Origin of the sequence: Rhodococcus sp. 05-2254-2 (genome assembly GCF_002259095.1) — a bacterium.
GTDB lineage: Bacteria > Actinomycetota > Actinomycetes > Mycobacteriales > Mycobacteriaceae > Rhodococcoides.
The window spans coordinates 142,007-159,290 of the sequence record NZ_NOZJ01000003.1; the positions used below are offsets into that span (position 1 = coordinate 142,007).

14 protein-coding genes are annotated in these 17,284 nt (G+C 65.2%); 13 read left to right on the forward strand and 1 reads right to left on the reverse strand.

The annotated features are described in order from the left end of the window. Positions 1-125 precede the first annotated feature (125 nt). The 12 genes from mftF to CH283_RS05430 all read left to right on the forward strand — a co-directional run bounded on the left by mftF (position 126) and on the right by CH283_RS05430 (position 15,342). Positions 126-1,523 carry a mycofactocin biosynthesis glycosyltransferase MftF gene (mftF, locus tag CH283_RS05380; RefSeq protein WP_094639178.1) on the forward strand — a complete coding sequence of 466 codons (1,398 nt, stop codon included), beginning with the start codon at positions 126-128 and terminating at the stop codon, positions 1,521-1,523. Positions 1,524-1,556: 33 nt separating this feature from the next. Continuing rightward, on the forward strand, positions 1,557-3,074 hold the full coding sequence (mftG, locus tag CH283_RS05385; protein ID WP_255183094.1) for a mycofactocin dehydrogenase MftG: 1,518 nt from the start codon (positions 1,557-1,559) through the stop codon (positions 3,072-3,074). Between the two features lie 56 nt (positions 3,075-3,130). Beyond that, complete coding sequence (locus tag CH283_RS28190; protein ID WP_176460347.1) at positions 3,131-3,268, forward strand: hypothetical protein; 138 nt, start codon at positions 3,131-3,133, stop codon at positions 3,266-3,268. Between the two features lie 109 nt (positions 3,269-3,377). After that, positions 3,378-4,673: a transcriptional regulator gene (locus CH283_RS05390; protein WP_068051494.1), complete on the forward strand. Its 1,296-nt coding sequence runs from the start codon at positions 3,378-3,380 to the stop codon at positions 4,671-4,673. 121 nt (positions 4,674-4,794) lie between these two features. Beyond that, positions 4,795-6,318 carry an acetaldehyde dehydrogenase ExaC gene (gene exaC, locus CH283_RS05395; RefSeq protein WP_068051492.1) on the forward strand — a complete coding sequence of 508 codons (1,524 nt, stop codon included), beginning with the start codon at positions 4,795-4,797 and terminating at the stop codon, positions 6,316-6,318. Next, positions 6,318-6,857 carry a DUF779 domain-containing protein gene (locus CH283_RS05400; protein ID WP_176460346.1) on the forward strand — a complete coding sequence of 180 codons (540 nt, stop codon included), beginning with the start codon at positions 6,318-6,320 and terminating at the stop codon, positions 6,855-6,857. The genes exaC and CH283_RS05400 overlap by 1 nt, the downstream gene beginning before the upstream one ends. 80 nt (positions 6,858-6,937) lie before the next feature. Beyond that, positions 6,938-7,921, forward strand: a complete 984-nt coding sequence (locus CH283_RS05405; protein WP_094639117.1) for a cation diffusion facilitator family transporter — start codon at positions 6,938-6,940, stop codon at positions 7,919-7,921. A 136-nt stretch (positions 7,922-8,057) separates the two neighbouring features. Further along, positions 8,058-9,512 (forward strand): ethanolamine permease, encoded by a 1,455-nt coding sequence (eat, locus tag CH283_RS05410; RefSeq protein ID WP_094639118.1) that lies wholly within the window; start codon positions 8,058-8,060, stop codon positions 9,510-9,512. Beyond that, a complete protein-coding gene (locus tag CH283_RS05415; RefSeq protein ID WP_068051484.1) occupies positions 9,509-10,921 on the forward strand; it encodes an ethanolamine ammonia-lyase subunit EutB in 1,413 nt (470 codons plus the stop codon). Before eat ends, CH283_RS05415 begins: the two co-directional genes overlap by 4 nt. Further along, a complete protein-coding gene (gene eutC, locus CH283_RS05420) occupies positions 10,918-11,694 on the forward strand; it encodes an ethanolamine ammonia-lyase subunit EutC (RefSeq protein ID WP_094639119.1) in 777 nt (258 codons plus the stop codon). The genes CH283_RS05415 and eutC overlap by 4 nt, the downstream gene beginning before the upstream one ends. A 53-nt stretch (positions 11,695-11,747) precedes the next feature. Then, positions 11,748-13,382: an AMP-binding protein gene (locus CH283_RS05425; protein ID WP_068051480.1), complete on the forward strand. Its 1,635-nt coding sequence runs from the start codon at positions 11,748-11,750 to the stop codon at positions 13,380-13,382. Between the two features lie 13 nt (positions 13,383-13,395). Continuing rightward, positions 13,396-15,342, forward strand: coding sequence for an acetoacetate--CoA ligase (locus CH283_RS05430; protein WP_094639120.1), 1,947 nt, complete (start codon positions 13,396-13,398; stop codon positions 15,340-15,342). Here the strand turns inward: CH283_RS05430 and CH283_RS05435 are convergent. After that, on the reverse strand, positions 15,318-15,752 hold the full coding sequence (locus CH283_RS05435; protein WP_094639180.1) for an acyl-CoA thioesterase: 435 nt from the start codon (positions 15,750-15,752) through the stop codon (positions 15,318-15,320). The two genes, CH283_RS05430 and CH283_RS05435, sit on opposite strands and share 25 nt — an antisense overlap. 73 nt (positions 15,753-15,825) lie before the next feature. Between CH283_RS05435 and CH283_RS05440 the strand changes: the two genes are divergently transcribed. Next, positions 15,826-17,283, forward strand: a complete 1,458-nt coding sequence (locus CH283_RS05440) for an amidohydrolase (protein ID WP_094639121.1) — start codon at positions 15,826-15,828, stop codon at positions 17,281-17,283. Position 17,284 lies beyond the last annotated feature (1 nt).

The window sequence follows — 17,284 nt, forward strand, 5'->3', positions numbered from 1 at the left end:
ACGAGCTCGATGGAATGCCTGCTGAGGGGCCGTCCGACGATTCCGGAAAAACGGGGCATGGGTATGTTCCGTCCGATTTCACGGGTGGCCGACACTTCGGCGTCTCGTCCGCTTACGATCTCCTGATGGGTGAAGGTCGGTTGCCTGACGGCTTCGGGGTGCGAGTCGATCCACGCGTACGCACATTCTCCGAAGGACGAGTCCTGATCGGTGGTTCACCGACACGCATGCTCAAGCTCGCACCGACGGCAGCGGCGATGATCGGTGACGGTTTCATCGAAGTGACCGACTCGCAGTCCGCTCTCGTCGCTCGCAAACTGCTCGACTCGGGTGTCGGGAACCCGCGCCCGATGTCGATTCCGTCGCCGAGCGACGTCACCGTGGTCGTACCGCTCAAGAACAACGAGGCCGGGTTGGAGCGCTTGATCGCAGCACTCCACGGTCTGCACGTCATCATCGTCGACGACGGGTCGGACGTTCCGGTCGCAGTGCCGCGGGTCTCGTGGAGTGTGGGCAGCGTGACGGTGCTCCGACACGAGCACTCGCGCGGACCCGCTGCGGCACGAAACACGGGATTGCGATGTGCAACAACTGATTTCGTGGCTTTCCTGGACTCGGACGTCGTTCCGCGCAAGGGATGGCTCGAGGTGATGCTGGGGCACTTCTCGGATCCGGCCGTGGCGCTGGTGGCACCCCGAATCGTCGCGCTGGAGCCCGAGGGCAGCGCCCTGGCCAGGTACGAACACGCGCGCTCGTCCCTCGACCTCGGTCGCAGGGAAGCAGCGGTACGCGCAGGCAGCTCGGTCTCCTACGTGCCCAGTGCGGCAATGCTGATTCGTCGGTCGGTGGCGATGGACTGCGAGGGATTCGACGAGTCGATGCACGTGGCCGAGGACGTGGACCTGTGCTGGCGATTGCAGGAAGCGGGTTGGCGACTGCGCTACGAACCCGTCGCTCACGTCGCGCACGAGCATCGCGTCACCTTCGTCGAGTGGTTCGCACGCAAGCTGTTCTACGGGACCGGTGCCACACCGTTGTCGGCACGTCATCCGGGAATGGTGCCGCCCATCGCGATGTCGCCGTGGACGTTGGTCGCGTGTCTGCTCGCCGCGAGTCTGACGAGGATCGGACTCGTCGGTGCCGCCGCCACACTCGGTGTCACGATCGTTCGCCTGCGCAAGATGTTCGTCGGTCTGGATCAGCCCACGCGAATCGCGGCCATTCTCGCTGCCGAGGGTTTCGTGGCGGGGTTGTGGCAGTTGGCGTCGGCCCTGTGTCGACACTATTGGCCGATCACCCTGCTCGCCGTGCTGCTGTCGAGTCGTATTCGTAGAATAGCGCTGGGATTGGCTGTTGCAGAGGCGTTTTCGGATTGGTACAAGCATCGGGAACTCGGCGGTCTCGACCCGGTTCGGTACGCGTTCTACAAACGTGCCGATGATGTTGCGTACGGCGCAGGCCTGTGGCGCGGTGCACTGTCCGCGCGCAGCATCGACGCGCTCAAGCCCCGCCTGGACGGCTGACGCGGTGCGAGCCGGGCCCGCCCCGCAGACGGTGTGATCGGAATCGAGCACGCGGACGTCATCGTCGTGGGAGGCGGCTCCTGCGGCTGCGTCGTTGCGTCGAGGCTCAGTGAGAATCCGGATCGGTCGGTGCTGTTGCTCGAAACCGGGCCTGCGTTCTCCGGCGTCGCCGATGTTCCGGCGGCTTTGCTCGACGCGTCGACGCTTCCCATCGGCCCGGGGAGCGAATGGGTGGGGACCTACACGGCCGAACTCGCGGCGGATGTGTCTCGGACGATCGCGCGAGGCCGGGTGCTGGGGGGCTCCGGCGCGGTGAACGGCGGATACTTCGTCCGCGCCACGCCGGGCGACTTCGACGCGTGGCCGCAGTCGGTGTGGTCCTTCGATCAGGTGTTGCCGTTCTACATCGGCTCCGAAACCGATCTCGATGCCGGGGCGACCGGTCGGTGGCACGGTTCCCACGGACCGATGCCGGTCTCGCGCACTCCCGCGCAGGACCGACATCCCGTGACGGCGGCATTCGTGCAGGCCGCTACGAACGCGGGCTTTCTGTTCCACGAGGACCTGAACGCTCCCGACGCGGCCGTGGGGGGAGTGGGCGTCGTGCCCTCGAATATTCGCGACGGGGTCCGCGTAAGTGCCGCTCTGGCATATCTGTTGCCGGTCGTCGGAAGGAAGAACCTACGGGTACAGGGGAATACGACGGTCGCGTCGTTGATATTCAAGGGAAGCAAGGTGATCGGGGTCGAGCTCATCGCCGACGGTGTACGTAGTGTCGTCGAGTCCGACACCGTTGTCGTCTCGGCCGGCGCGGTGCATACTCCTGCCCTACTGCTTCGATCCGGCATAGGACCGTCGGAAAGCGCTGCTGCGCTGGGTATTTCGGTCGTCGCCGACAGTCCTGGAGTCGGCCAGGGTTTCAGCGACCATCCCGAGGTTGCCGTTCCCGTCGTCACGACGAACGAATTCCCGACGGCATCTCGTGCTCTGGAAGCGGTGCTGCATGCGGGCGACGTGGAGATCAGGCCGTACACCGGGAGATTCGACCGACTCATTTCCGGGCTCCCCGCAGGTCCGCACGTGTTCGGTGTCGGCCTCATGCGCTCGACGGCACGAGGGAGCATCGCGCTGCGCAGCACGGATCCGTTCGAGGCTCCGGACGTGCGCTACCGCTATCTCGAATCGGAGGGTGATCGGCAGGCGGTGCGAGGTGGCGTCGCACTGGCGCGAGATCTGATCGCATCGTCGTCCATGGCGTGCGTCGAGGTCCCTGCGGTCGACGACCCTCTCGCGGCACTGGGCACGTCGTTGCACCTGTCCGGTAGCGCCAGGATGGGACCCGAGTCGGATCCGGGGTCGGTGCTCGACGATCACTGCCGCGTGCGCGGTGTGGATGGAGTCTTCGTGATCGATACTTCGGCGTTCCCGATGGTGCCGAGCCGCGGCCCGCACGCGACGGCGATCATGTTGGCCGAACGCGCCGCTGCGTTGATGGGAGAGGAGCCGGCGGAACGACCGGTGGCTGTTGCAGACCACGGTGAGGGTGTGTAGGCGTAGCGTTCGTGGTCTGGGGACCGTTCAGGTTCCCCGATAGATGGGTTACTGCCATGTCGGACAAATCGCCCCGCAACACGATGACCAAGAAATCCGGCAAATCGCTCAAGGACAAGCGCGCAGACAAGCGGGCCAAATCCAGTGGTGACACCAGCAACGACATCATCACCACGGCCGTCAAGAAGAAGTAGGCACTCGGGGTCGGCGCAACCGGCCACGGCCGCGCGCGTCGGCCACGGCTGTATCCTTGCGTGTGAGCTGGGTTACAACGATGTGGACAGGTCACGGAGGAAGCGTCGAATGGCAAGCCGATCGGACAGTGGTGGCAACCCCTGGGTCGCAGTGCGCCCCGGCGAGGACGTCGCTGTGCTCGCGCGCCAGATGTCCAGTGCCCATCAATCTTTCGTCGACGATGTTCGTACCCATGGGTCGGCCGTCCGGTCGGTCGTTCTCGATTCGTGGATGCGCAGCCGAACCAAGGGTGTCGACCCGGACGGTGGCAACGACACTCCAGCGCTGACCGGTGCGGACCTCGAGCGCTACCGCAACGGACACCCGATGGCCATCATCCGTCCGGTGATTCGAAAGCTTCTGGTCGAGGACGCGTCCGACACCGGTTTGCTCGTTGCGATTTCCGATGCCGAGGGACGCCTGCTGTGGGTCGAGGGTGATTCTGCGGCCAAGGACCGAGCACTCGCGATGGACTTCGCCGAGGGGGTCGATTGGAGCGAGGAGAGCAAAGGTACCAACGCCCCGGGCACTGCGCTCGCGGTCGATCACAGCGTGCAGATCTTCGCATCCGAGCACTTCTCGCGGTCGGTGCACGAGTGGAGCTGCTCGGCGGCACCGGTGCACCACCCCACCAGTGGTCACATCCTGGGAGCCATCGATATCACCGGTGGCCCGCGGGTAGCGGTGCCCGAGGTGCTCTCGTTGGTACGCGCAACGGTCGCCGCTGCTGAATCCGAGCTGCGCCTGCATCTGATGAACTCGCCGAAATCATTGGGCGACACAGCTCCCCGGCTCGAGGTCCTGGGATCGGGACGGCCGGGAGTGGTGCGCGGATCCGGTCGGATACCGCTCTCGCAGCGGCACGCCGAAATTCTGCTTCTGCTCGGTGAGCATCCCGAAGGCCTGAGCTCCGACCACCTCGCCGTTCTGCTCGACGAGCAGGAACTCGACTCGGTCACCATACGCGCCGAGATGTCGAGGCTGCGCAAGGCCTTCGGTACTGCAGGCCTGGCATCGCGGCCCTACCGGCTGGTCGGCGAGTTGTCCTCCGACGTCGGCGATATCCGACGAGCCCTGGATCGAGGCGACGTCGACGCTGCTCTGCGCATCTACTCGGGCCCGGTGCTTCCCGGGTCGTCCGCGCCGGGAATCGAGGAGATCCGCGAGGAACTGCGGTCTCGGATGCAGGCCGCATTGCTCCGACTCGGAGATCCAGTGCTGCTGGCGCAGTGGACCTCGTCCATCCACGGCCGCACGGACGTCATCGCATGGGAGGCGTACCGGGCCACGCTCAGCCGCGACTCCGCGCTCTACGGGCAGGTCAGTGCGCGTATCGACCTACTCGACCGCGATCTCGGCATCTGAGGAGCCGGTCGCTCCAGGCCGTCCTCGGAATCGGCAACGTAGTTGCAACGTTGCAAGCCCTAGTGTCTTGAATCACACACCGCATCAACTGTGAAGCACGTGTCGATCAGGAGGATTTTCAATGTCCGTCTACGCCCGTCCAGGTACCGCCGATTCCGTCATGTCGTTCCAGTCGCGCTACGACAACTGGATCGGCGGCGAGTGGGTACCGCCGGTCAAGGGCCAGTACTTCGAGAACCCGACTCCCGTCACCGGTGAGAACTTCTGCGAGGTCGCCCGCTCCACGTCCGAGGACATCGAGCTCGCGCTCGACGCCGCACATGCCGCAGCCCCCGCATGGGGCAAGACCTCCGCGGCCGAGCGTGCCGTGATCCTGAACAAGATCGCCGACCGCATCGCCGACAACCTCGAGTCCATCGCGCTGGCGGAGTCCTGGGACAACGGCAAGCCGATCCGCGAAACACTGAACGCCGACATCCCGCTGGCCATCGATCACTTCCGATACTTCGCCGGCTGCATCCGCGCGCAGGAGGGATCGCTCTCCGAAATCGACAGCGACACAGTCGCTTACCACTTCCACGAGCCGCTCGGCGTCGTCGGGCAGATCATCCCGTGGAACTTCCCGATCCTCATGGCCGTGTGGAAGCTCGCCCCCGCCCTCGCCGCCGGTAACGCAGTGGTGCTCAAGCCCGCCGAGCAGACCCCCGCGTCGATCCTGCACCTGATCTCGATCATCGGCGACCTGCTGCCCGCGGGCGTGCTCAACATCGTCAACGGATTCGGCGTCGAGGCAGGCAAGCCGCTGGCTTCGAGCCCGCGTATCTCCAAGATCGCGTTCACCGGCGAGACCACCACCGGCCGCCTGATCATGCAGTACGCGTCGCAGAACTTGATCCCGGTGACACTCGAGCTCGGTGGCAAGAGCCCCAACGTCTTCTTCTCCGACGTGCTGCAGGCCAACGACGACTACCAGGACAAGGCGCTGGAGGGCTTCACGATGTTCGCCCTCAACCAGGGTGAAGTGTGCACCTGCCCGTCGCGCTCGCTGATCCAGGCCGACATCTTCGACGAGTTCCTCGCCCTCGCAGCCATCCGTACCAAGGCTGTGCGACAGGGAGATCCGCTCGACACCGAGACCATGATCGGCGCACAGGCCTCGAACGATCAGCTCCAGAAGATCCTGTCGTACATCGAGATCGGCAAGGGTGAGGGCGCACAGGTCGTCACCGGCGGCGAGCGCGCACAGCTGGGCGGCGACCTCAACGGCGGCTACTACATGCAGCCCACGATCTTCACCGGCAAGAACAACATGCGCATCTTCCAGGAGGAGATCTTCGGGCCGGTCGTCTCGGTCACGTCGTTCACCGACTACGACAACGCCATCGAGATCGCCAACGACACCCTGTACGGGCTCGGCGCAGGCGTCTGGTCGCGGGACGGCGGCATCGCCTACCGTGCCGGCCGCGATATCCAGGCCGGTCGCGTCTGGACCAACACGTATCACCAGTACCCCGCGCACGCGGCGTTCGGTGGCTACAAGCAGTCGGGTATCGGCCGTGAGAATCACAAGATGATGCTCGATCATTACCAGCAGACCAAGAACCTGTTGGTCAGCTACGCCCAGAAGGCACAGGGCTTCTTCTGATGAATGCCCCTCGGCCGCCTGCGCGGCTGAAGACCACCGTCGAGGCGATGGACCTGCTCCGTCGCCTCGGCGGTATCCACGGCGAACTGATGATGCATCAGTCCGGGGGATGCTGTGACGGGTCGTCGCCGATGTGTTATCCCGCCGGCGAATTCATCGTCGGCGACCGGGACGTTCTCCTGGGGTACATCGACCTCAGGCTCGGCGTCGGCGAGGTCCCACAGGACCTCCCGAGCGGGAGCGACGGTGTACCGGTGTGGATTTCGGGGTCTCAGTTCCAGGCGTGGAAGCACACGCAACTCGTGCTCGACGTGGTTCCCGGCCGCGGCGGTGGGTTCTCGCTCGAATCGCCCGAGGGAGTGCGCTTCCTCAGCCGCGGACGTGCGTACACCGCCGAGGAGAACGACATCCTCGCCGAGTACCCACCGCTCGCGGGTGTCGACTGGGAAGAAGGCCGACGGCCGGAGATCCCCGACGATCCGCTGGTGGTCGCCGAGGCCGTCGACGCATGTCCCGTTCCGGGGATGCTCCAGGGCTGAATGCCTGCGGCAGTGGCGCGGCTGAGAGCCCCAGGCGGCACTCAGCCGCACCACTGCGCGGAGCGCATACAGTGCGAACGATGAAGAGCGCACCGAAGTCCGACCACGTCGAGGGTGACGAGAGCCTGCGCACCGTGGTCATCGCTTTCGTCGCCAACCTCGGCGTCGCGATCGCGAAGACCTGTGCAGCGGTGTTCACCGGATCTGCGTCGATGGTTGCCGAAGCCGCGCACTCCTGGGCCGATACCGGGAACGAGATATTCCTGCTCGTCGCCAATCGTCGGGGATCGCGCGGACCGGACGAACGACGGCCACTCGGCTACGGGCGGGAGACCTACTTCTGGTCGACTCTCGCAGCGGTCGGACTCTTCGTCGCCGGTGCGGCGGTGTCGGTGTGGCACGGCATCACCTCGCTGTTCGCCGGCGAATCGAGCAGCGAGAACTACCTCGTCGCATACGTGGTGCTCGGCATCGCATTTCTGCTCGAGGGAGTCTCGTTTCTGCAATCGGTTCGACAGATTCGCGGCGAGGCCGCCGAGTACCACAGAGACTTTCTCGATCACGCGCTCGAGACCTCGGATCCGACACTGCGCGCAGTGTTCGCCGAGGACAGTGCCGCACTGATCGGCATAGTCATCGCCGGTGCCGGAATCGGATTGCATCAGCTCACCGGTAACGCTGCCTTCGACGCCATCGGCTCGATTCTGGTGGGTGTGCTGCTCGGAATCGTCGCGTTCGTACTCATCGATCGAAACCGCCGATTCCTCACCGGCGAACCGGGATCGAGAGCATTATGGAACGCGGTGGTGCAGCGGATCGAGGAACTTCCCGACGTGGCGTCGGTCCGGTTCGTTCGCATCGAGTTCGTCGGTCCCAAACAGCTCTACGTGGTGGCGAGTGTCGATCTCGTCGGTGATTTCGCAGAATCACGCATCGCGCACACGCTCCGGCGGCTGGAGCGTGAGTTGGAAGCCAACAGAGCTGTGGTGGACGCAGTACTGACAGTCGCCGAACCGGACGAGGGAGACCTCGGCGACGTCAACGCCGTCGGGTACCAGCCGTAATTCGCCCGTCATTCATCGATGACGCGCCGCTTACATCACGCGCCTATCGTGAACCGATTCGCGCGCCACACCTGTTGTGAATCGTCCCCTCGGGCGTGACCGTCGTCCCGAGCGTTATGGCTACGAGAGGCTTGTCATGTCCGTAGTAGACCCCCAGTCGTCTCCTCCGAAATCGGGCTCCCACGAGAGCACTCAGTCACACGTCGAGGGCGGTGACTACCTGGCCAAGCGAACCCTGAAGAAGGGAACGGCAGGCTGGGTCCTGCTGGCGGGCCTCGGAGTCAGCTACGTCATCTCCGGCGACTATTCCGGATGGAATTTCGGTCTCGCCGAGGGTGGCTTCGGTGGTCTGCTCATCGCGGCGATCATCATCGCGGGCATGTACCTGGCCATGGTGCTCGGCATGGCCGAGATGTCCTCGGCGCTGCCCGCGGCCGGCGGTGGCTACACCTTCGCCCGCCGCGCTCTCGGACCGTGGGGCGGATTCGCCACCGGTACAGCGATTCTCATCGAGTACGCCATCGCTCCCGCCGCCATCGCGACGTTCATCGGTGCCTACGTCGAATCCCTCGGGCTGTTCGGCATCACCGACGGGTGGTGGGTCTACCTGGTGGTCTATGCGGTGTTCATCGGAATCCATCTCTCCGGCGCAGGCGAAGCCCTCAAGATCATGTTCGTCATCACCGCGATCGCCTTGGTCGGACTCATCGTGTTCGCCGTCGCCGCCATCGGACAATTCGACGCGAGCAACCTGACCGACATCGCGCCCACCGACGCAGCCGGAGCTTCGGGATTTCTGCCGTTCGGCTACCTGGGCATCTGGGCTGCCGTCCCGTTCGCCATCTGGTTCTTCCTTGCGATCGAAGGCGTTCCGCTGGCCGCAGAAGAGGCCAAGGATCCGACCAAGAACGTCCCACGCGGCATCATCGCCGCCATGGGCGTGCTGCTCGTCACCGGTGCTGTCGTACTGCTCCTGGTGACCGGCGCAGGCGGTGCCGACGCCGTCAAGGAATCGGGAAATCCGTTGGTGGAAGCCCTCGGTGACGGAACTGCGAGCAAGATCGTCAACTACATCGGCCTCGCCGGACTGGTTGCGTCCTTCTTCTCGATCATGTACGCGTACTCGCGCCAGCTCTTCGCGCTCTCGCGTGCCGGATACCTGCCGAAGACACTGTCCATCACCAACTCTCGCAAGGCCCCGACGCTCGCCTTGATCGTCCCCGGCGTCATCGGCTTTCTGCTCTCACTGACCGGTCAGGGCGCAATGTTGCTGAACATGGCCGTGTTCGGCGCGGCGCTGAGCTACGTACTGATGATGGTCAGTCACATCGTGCTCCGTCGCAAGGAGCCGAACATGGAACGCCCGTACCGAACCCCCGGCGGCGTCGTGACCACCGGATTCGCGTTGATCGTCGCAGCGCTCGCCGTTGTCGCCACGTTCGTCGTCGATTCCACAGCGGCACTGTGGTGCCTCGGCGTGTTCGTCGCGTTCATGGCCTACTTCGGCATCTACAGCAGGCATCATCTGGTCGCGAACTCGCCGGACGAGGAGTTCGCTGCGCTGGCCGAGGCCGAGGCCGAGCTGGAATGACGATCTACACCCAGCAGGTCTCGGGCACCACCTACACCTTCGACGGGTTGGTGGACTTGATGGCCAAGGCGACACCGCTTCGATCGGGCGACGAATTGGCAGGCTGCGCAGCGGAATCGGATGCCGAGCGCGCGGCAGCCCAGTGGGCATTGTCGGAGGTCTCGCTCGACGTCTTCCTGCAGGATCTGCTCGTGCCGTACGAGAGCGACGAGGTCACCCGGCTAATCATCGATTCACACGATCGCATCGCCTTCGGAGCGGTGTCGCACCTGACCGTCGGAGGCTTGCGGGACTGGCTGCTCCAGGTCACCGCCAGGCCGGACGCGGCCGCGACGTTGCGGTCGGTGGCCGCCGGACTGACTCCGGAGATGGTGGCAGCGGTCAGCAAGATCATGCGAAACCAGGATCTCATCGCGGTGTCTCGAGCCGTGCAGGTGACGTCGGCTTTTCGTACGACGGTGGGACTGCCCGGAACGCTCACCACCCGGCTTCAGCCCAATCACCCGACGGACGACCCCCGCGGAATCGCCGCGGCCACGCTCGACGGGTTGCTGCTCGGATCGGGTGACGCGGTCATCGGGATCAACCCGGCGACCGACTCACCTCAGGCGACGGCCGAACTGCTGCACCTGCTCGACGAGATCCGGCAACGCTTCGAGATTCCCACTCAGTCGTGCGTGCTCTCGCACGTGACGACGACGATGGAACTGATCGACAAGGGCGTTCCGGTCGATCTGGTGTTCCAGTCCATCGCGGGCACCGAAGGAGCCAATTCGAGCTTCGGAGTGAACATCCCGCTGCTTCGGCAAGCCAACGAGGCCGGCCGATCGCTGCACCGCGGAACCGTCGGGAACAACGTCATGTATCTCGAAACAGGCCAGGGTTCGGCGTTGTCGGCGGGCGCGCACATCGGTACCGGCGACCGCCCCGTCGATCAGCAGACCCTCGAAACGCGTGCGTATGCGGTGGCCCGCGATCTCGAGCCGCTGCTGATCAACACCGTCGTCGGATTCATCGGGCCCGAGTACCTGTACGACGGCAAACAGATCATCAGGGCGGGCCTCGAAGATCACTTCTGCGGCAAGCTGCTGGGACTGCCGATGGGTGTCGACGTCTGCTACACCAACCATGCCGAGGCCGACCAGGACGACATGGACACCCTGCTGACGCTCCTGGGTACCGCCGGGGTCGCGTTCGTGATCGCGGTGCCGGGTGCCGACGACGTCATGCTCGGCTACCAGTCGTTGAGCTTTCACGACGTGCTCTACGTTCGGCAGGTTCTCGGTCTGCGACCCGCACCGGAATTCGAGTCGTGGCTCTCCCGACTTGGCATGGTGGACGCCGACGGCAGAGTCCTCGACGTCGATGCCGCGGGATCGCCGCTGCGCGCGTTGATGAGTGCGCGATGAGCACGCCAGCGGAACGACCGGAAGTAGAGTTCTGGGGCGAGTTGCGCGCGATGACGCAGGCTCGAATCGGGTTGGGCCGCATCGGTGATTCGTTGCCGACCACGCGGGTGCTCGAGTTTCGCTCGGCGCATGCTGCGGCGCGCGATGCTGTGCACATGCCGCTCGAGGTCGTGGAGTTCGTTGGCCGGGTGGAGCAGGTCGGTCTCGGTTCGCCGTCGGTGGTGACGTCGTTGGCGACGAGTCGCGCGGAGTACCTGCGACGGCCAGATCTCGGTCGGCAACCGAAGGATCTGTCGGAGGTGGTGAATTCCGAGAGCGAGATCGGCATCGTGCTGGGCGACGGGTTGTCCCCACGTGCGCTCGCCGATCACGGCGTGCCGATGCTGGAAGCGCTGAAAGCAGAGCTCTCCGATCGTTATTCGATCGCGGCTCCGGTGATTGCAACCGAGGCGCGGGTGGCGCTCGGTGACCACATCGCGGCTGCGATGGGTGTGCGGACGGTGTTGGTGCTGATCGGGGAGCGTCCGGGGTTGTCGGTCGCCGACAGTCTCGGTATCTATCTGACGCATCTGCCGAAACCCGGGTGCACCGACGCCGATCGCAATTGCGTATCCAACATCCATCCGCCGGAAGGCCAGGGGTATGCGCAGTCGGCACGAATCGTGGCCGGCCTGTTGGCCGGTGCCAGGAAGCTCGGGCGGTCGGGTGTGGCGTTGAAGGACACCTCGCGAGCCGATGTGCTCGAGGCAGCCGAGGCCCTCACCCTCGAGTGACATCCCCCTATTCGGGGGTGGCCGAGGGTGACCGGGCTCACTACCGTGGCCGTATGGACAGTTACTCTTCCGGTGAGTCGGACACAGCGGTGCTGGACGACACGATCGGTGCGAATCTGGATCGAACTGCGGCGCGGTACTCGGATCGCGATGCGCTGATAGATGTTGCGTCCGGGCGACGGTGGACCTACTCGGAGTTCGTCGCCGACGTCGATCTGTTGGCGGCCGGCTTGCTCGTGGCTGGTGTCGAGGTGGGGGACCGCGTCGGGATATGGGCACCGAACTGCCCGGAATGGGTTCTGGCGCAGTACGCGACGGCCAAGGTCGGTGCCGTGTTGGTCAACATCAACCCCGCGTACCGTTCGCACGAGTTGCAGTTCGTGCTGAAGCAGGCCGGGGTGTCGGTGTTGTTGTCGGCCAGGGAGTTCAAGGGGTCGGACTACGCGGCGATGATCGACGACGCCCGCCCCGAGGTGCCGTCTCTGCGTGAGGTGCTGTTCATCGGGAGCATCCAGTGGGAAGCGATGACCGATCGCGGGCATCGAGCGCTGGCGAAGACTCCGCGCATGATCACCGATGTGTCCGAGCGGCTCCGCTGCGACGACGCCATCAACATCCAGTACACCTCGGGGACAACGGGTTTCCCCAAGGGTGCGACGCTCAGTCATCGAAACATCCTCAACAACGGATTCTTCGTCGGCGAACTCTGCCACTACACCGCCGAGGATCGAGTGTGCATTCCGGTGCCGTTCTACCACTGCTTCGGCATGGTGATGGGCAATCTCGCGTGCACGTCGCACGGCGCAGCGATGGTGATTCCCGGGCCCTCGTTCGATCCGGTCGCGACGTTGACGGCCGTTTCCACGGAGAAGTGCACGTCGCTCTACGGAGTCCCGACGATGTTCATCGCCGAACTGGCACTGGAGAACTTCGAGGATTTCGACCTCGGCAGTCTGCGTACCGGCATCATGGCCGGATCGCCGTGCCCCACCGAGGTGATGAAGCAGGTGATCGAGCGCATGGGGATGGCCGAGGTGTCGATCTGTTACGGCATGACCGAGACTTCGCCGGTGTCCCTGCAGACTCGGAGCGAGGACTCCATCGAGCAACGGGTGTCGACCGTCGGACGCGTCGGTCCGCACCTCGAAGTGAAGATCGTCGATCCGATCGAGGGCAGCACACTGCCGCGCGGCGAGGCGGGCGAGCTGTGCACGCGCGGGTATTCGGTGATGTTGGGCTACTGGGAGCAGCCGGAGAAGACCGCCGAGGCCATCGACGACGAGGGGTGGATGCACACCGGCGACATCGGGGTGATGGACGACGATGGCTACGTGGCGATCACCGGACGGATCAAGGACATGGTGATTCGCGGCGGCGAGAACATCTATCCCCGCGAAGTGGAGGAGTTCCTGTACACCCATCCCGACGTCCTCGACGCGCAGGTGATCGGTGTGCCCGACCCGAAGTACGGTGAAGAGCTGATGGTGTGGATCAGGATGAAAGACGATGCTGCGCCGCTCGATTCGGCAGCGGTGCGTGAGTTCTGCGACGGGCGGTTGGCTCACTACAAGATCCCGCGGTACGTGCACGTGGTCGACGAGTTCCCGATGACGGTCACCGGCAAGGTGCGCAAGGTGGAGATGCGCGAGCGATCGCTCGGCCTGATCGAACAGCTGCCCTTCGGCTGACATACTCGCTTCCATGACCAGTGCGCTGTGGACGCCGACGGATTCCGACCTCGCCGAGGCTCGGGTGACCGAGTTCGCGCGCTTCGTCGAGCAACGTCACGATGTGCTTCTCCCGGACTACTTCGCTCTGTGGCGATGGTCGACCACCGAGCTGGAGCTGTTCTGGCGAGCGGTGTGGGACTTCTTCGAGGTTCGCTCCTCCAGCGTGCCGACAACGGTTCTCGCGGAGCGCATGATGCCTGGCGCACAGTGGTTTCCGGGTACGGAACTGAACTACGTGGACCACGTGACTCGGTACGCTCGACCCGGTCGCGCCGCGATCGTGCACGCCCGCGAGGACGGTTCGACGCGGACCGTGACGTGGGAGGAGATGATCGATCAGGCCGGGGCGCTGGCGGGGACGTTGGCCGGCGCGGGAATTCGACGCGGCGACCGCGTCGTCGGATATCTGCCCAACGTCCCCGAGGCAGTGATCGCATTCTTGGCGACCGCGAGCCTGGGTGCGGTGTGGTCCGCGTGCGGGCAGGACTACTCGGCCTCGGCAGCACTCGATCGTCTGGGACAACTCGAACCCACGGCACTGATCACTGCCGACGGGTACGTCTACGGAGGGAAGTTCCGAGACAAGGCCGCCGATGTCGACGCGCTCACGACCGGGCTGCCGACGCTACGGCTGGTGGTGACGGTCGGCGAGGCGTCGGGAAGTGCGGTGGGCTGGTCTGCCGCAACAGCGCAGAGCCGTGAACTGGAACCGGTCGCAGTGCCGTTCGATCATCCGCTGTGGGTCGTGTTCTCCTCCGGTACCACCGGTCTGCCCAAGGGCATCGTGCACGGCCACGGCGGCGTGGTGCTCGAACATCTCAAATCCGTTGCCCTGCACTCCGATCTGGGGCCCGAGGACGTGTTCTTCTGGTACACCAGCCCCAGCTGGATGATGTGGAATTTTCAGGTCGCCGGTCTGCTGGCCGGGTCCACGATCGTGTGCGCCGACGGCAATCCCGCATTTCCGACGCCTGATGCATTGTGGGACATCGCCGCTCGGCTGGGTGTGACCTATCTCGGCACCAGCCCCGGGTACGTACTGGCATGCATCAAGGCCGACGCACATCCGGGCTCCGATCACGATCTCTCGGCACTGCGGGCCATCGGGATCACCGGGTCCGCGATGCCTGCGACGTCGTCGATCTGGTTGTCGGAGAACATCGGAGCCCATGTGCCGGTCTTCTCCATCTCCGGTGGCACCGACGTGGTGTCGGCGTTCGCCGGGGGAGTGCGGACCGCGCCGGTCCGGGCGGGGGAGCTGTCGGTGCCGTTCCTCGGCGTCGCGCTGGACGCCTACGACGAGGACGGCCACGCAGTCCGTGGCACCGTCGGTGAGTTGGTCGTCACCGAGCCGATGCCGTCGATGCCGCTGCACTTCTGGAACGACGCGGACGGATCTCGCTACCGAGAGGCGTACTTCGAGACCTATCCGGGAATCTGGCGGCACGGCGACTGGATCACCAGGACCGATCGCGGCAGTGTGCTCGTCCACGGCCGGTCGGATTCCACGCTCAACCGCAACGGAATTCGTATGGGGAGCGCTGACATCTATCAGGCCGTCGAATCGTTGGACGAGGTCGCCGAGGCGCTCGTTCTGGGCATCGAGCTACCCGACGGCGGATATTGGATGCCGCTGTTCGTGGTGGTCCCGGGCGGCGCGACCGACGAGTTGGCCGAACGCATCCGATCCGTCATCGGAACCCAGGTGTCGCCGCGACACGTTCCCGACGACGTCATCGCCACGCCCGCGCTGCCCCACACTCGAACGGGGAAGAAACTCGAGGTACCGCTCAAACGACTTTTCCAAGGTGCCGCTGCGGCAGGCACCGTCGATGCGAGCGCCGTCGACGACCCGGCTGCGTTGGCGTGGTTCGTCGACCGGGCGGCCGAGTTTCAGCGAGTCCAGCGCGCGAGGTAGGCCTTCTCCTCCGGCGCGATGCGGCGCAGAGTCTCGGCACCGACGTCGACCATCGCCATCCGGGTGGTTGCCACCACCGCGGGCGGCGAATCCGGTGCCGCTCCCGCGGCGCGCACCTCGTACCCGATGGTGAAGTCGACAGCACGCACCTTCTCGAACCACAGGGTGACGTCGAGTGGACCGTCCGAATGACGGAGCGGCTTCTTGTACGCAATGGTCACGTTGGCGATCAACGCACTCTTGATCAGTGACTCGTTGGCCTCACCCTCGCTGAGCAGCCACTCGATTCGCGCTTCTTCGAGCAGTGTGACCATCCGTGCATGATTGATGTGCGCAAAGGCGTCCATGTCGGACCAGCGCACCGTCACGCTCGCGTGATATCCGACAGGACCGGTCTGCTCTGTCTGCATCGCAACAGGCTCTGTTTTCATTGCTAGAGGATGGCATGCGCGCCCGTGAAGTCGACGCTCTAGAGTCCCAGGAGTGATTATCGCCAATGTCGCACTGGATGGTTCCGGCGTGCTCTTCGACATCGAACTCGCAGGGTCGGTCATCGCGGCGATCACCCCCGCAGGTACTCGACGTGCAGTGGGTGACGAGGTGCTCGACGGTGGGGGCGGGGTGGCGCTACCCGGATTCGTGGACTCTCACGTGCATCTGACGCAGTGGGCGGCGGCCCGTAGGCGAATCGACGTCGGGCCGGCGATGTCGGCGGCCGACGCCGTCGCGCTGGTGTACCCCTACGCGCGTACGGCAGGTGAATCCGTGGTGCGCGCCAACGGTTTCCGCGATGCACAGTGGCCGGAGGAGCCACACAAGGACCTGCTCGAGAATGCGCTGCCCGGTGCCCGCGTGGCGATGACGAGTATGGATCTGCACACGCTGTGGCTGAGCCCGGCGTTGCTCGACGACCTGGGTATCGACCACCCCACCGGTGTGTTGCGCGACGTCGACGGCCTCGAAGCGGTCATGGCTCTCGAAGAGCAGGAGGACCCGGCCGAACTCGATCGAGCCGTGCTCGACGCCACCGCGGCACTGGCGGTCCGCGGAGTCACCGGCGTCGTGGATTTCGAGTTCGCCGACAACAAGACGGTCTGGGATCGACGCCTGACGGCCGGCTCTCCCGCGGTACGCGTCGACACGACCGTGTGGCCGCAATGGCTCGACGAAGCACTCGAGCGCGGCGAGCGGACCGGAGACGTCTCGGCTCTGTCGGAACTGATCCGGCGGGGACCACTCAAGGTGATGCTCGACGGCTCGCTCAACACCCGGACGGCATGCTGCCACGACCGGTACCCGGGGATCGAGGGCGACGACGCGTACGGTCTGCTGCTTGAGACCCGGGAAGGTCTGTTCGAGCTCGTGTCGCGGGCCTCACGCGGCGGCATCGTTCCGGCGATCCACGCGATCGGCGACCGCGCGAACGGTATTGCTCTCGATGCGTTCGAGCGCGCCGGTTGCGGTGGTCGAATCGAACATGCGCAACAGATCCTGCCGGAGGACATCGCGCGTTTCGCAGCGCTCGGCGTCGCGGCATCGGTACAGCCGCAGCACGCGATGGCCGATCGCGAGATCGCCGAGGATCTGTGGGCCGGACGGCGCTCGGTGGCGTACGGATACGGAACCCTGCACCGGAGCGGGGCGAGGTTGCTGTTCGGTTCCGACGCGCCGGTCAGTCCGCCCGAGCCGTTGGCGGGAGTCGCCGCAGCGGTGTTCCGTACCGACGACGACCGACCTCCGTGGCACCCCGAGGAAGCGGTACCTCTCGAGGTGGCACTGCGGGCAGCGTGCGGTGGCCGCGGGATACTCCGCGTGGGGGATACGGCGGACATCGTCGTTCTCGTCGAGCATCCCGTGCACCGATCGGCACACGATCTGGCCGACACCGAGATCCGAGCGACGATCTGCGCCGGCGCGCTCACTCACGCGTCCGCCGGATAGG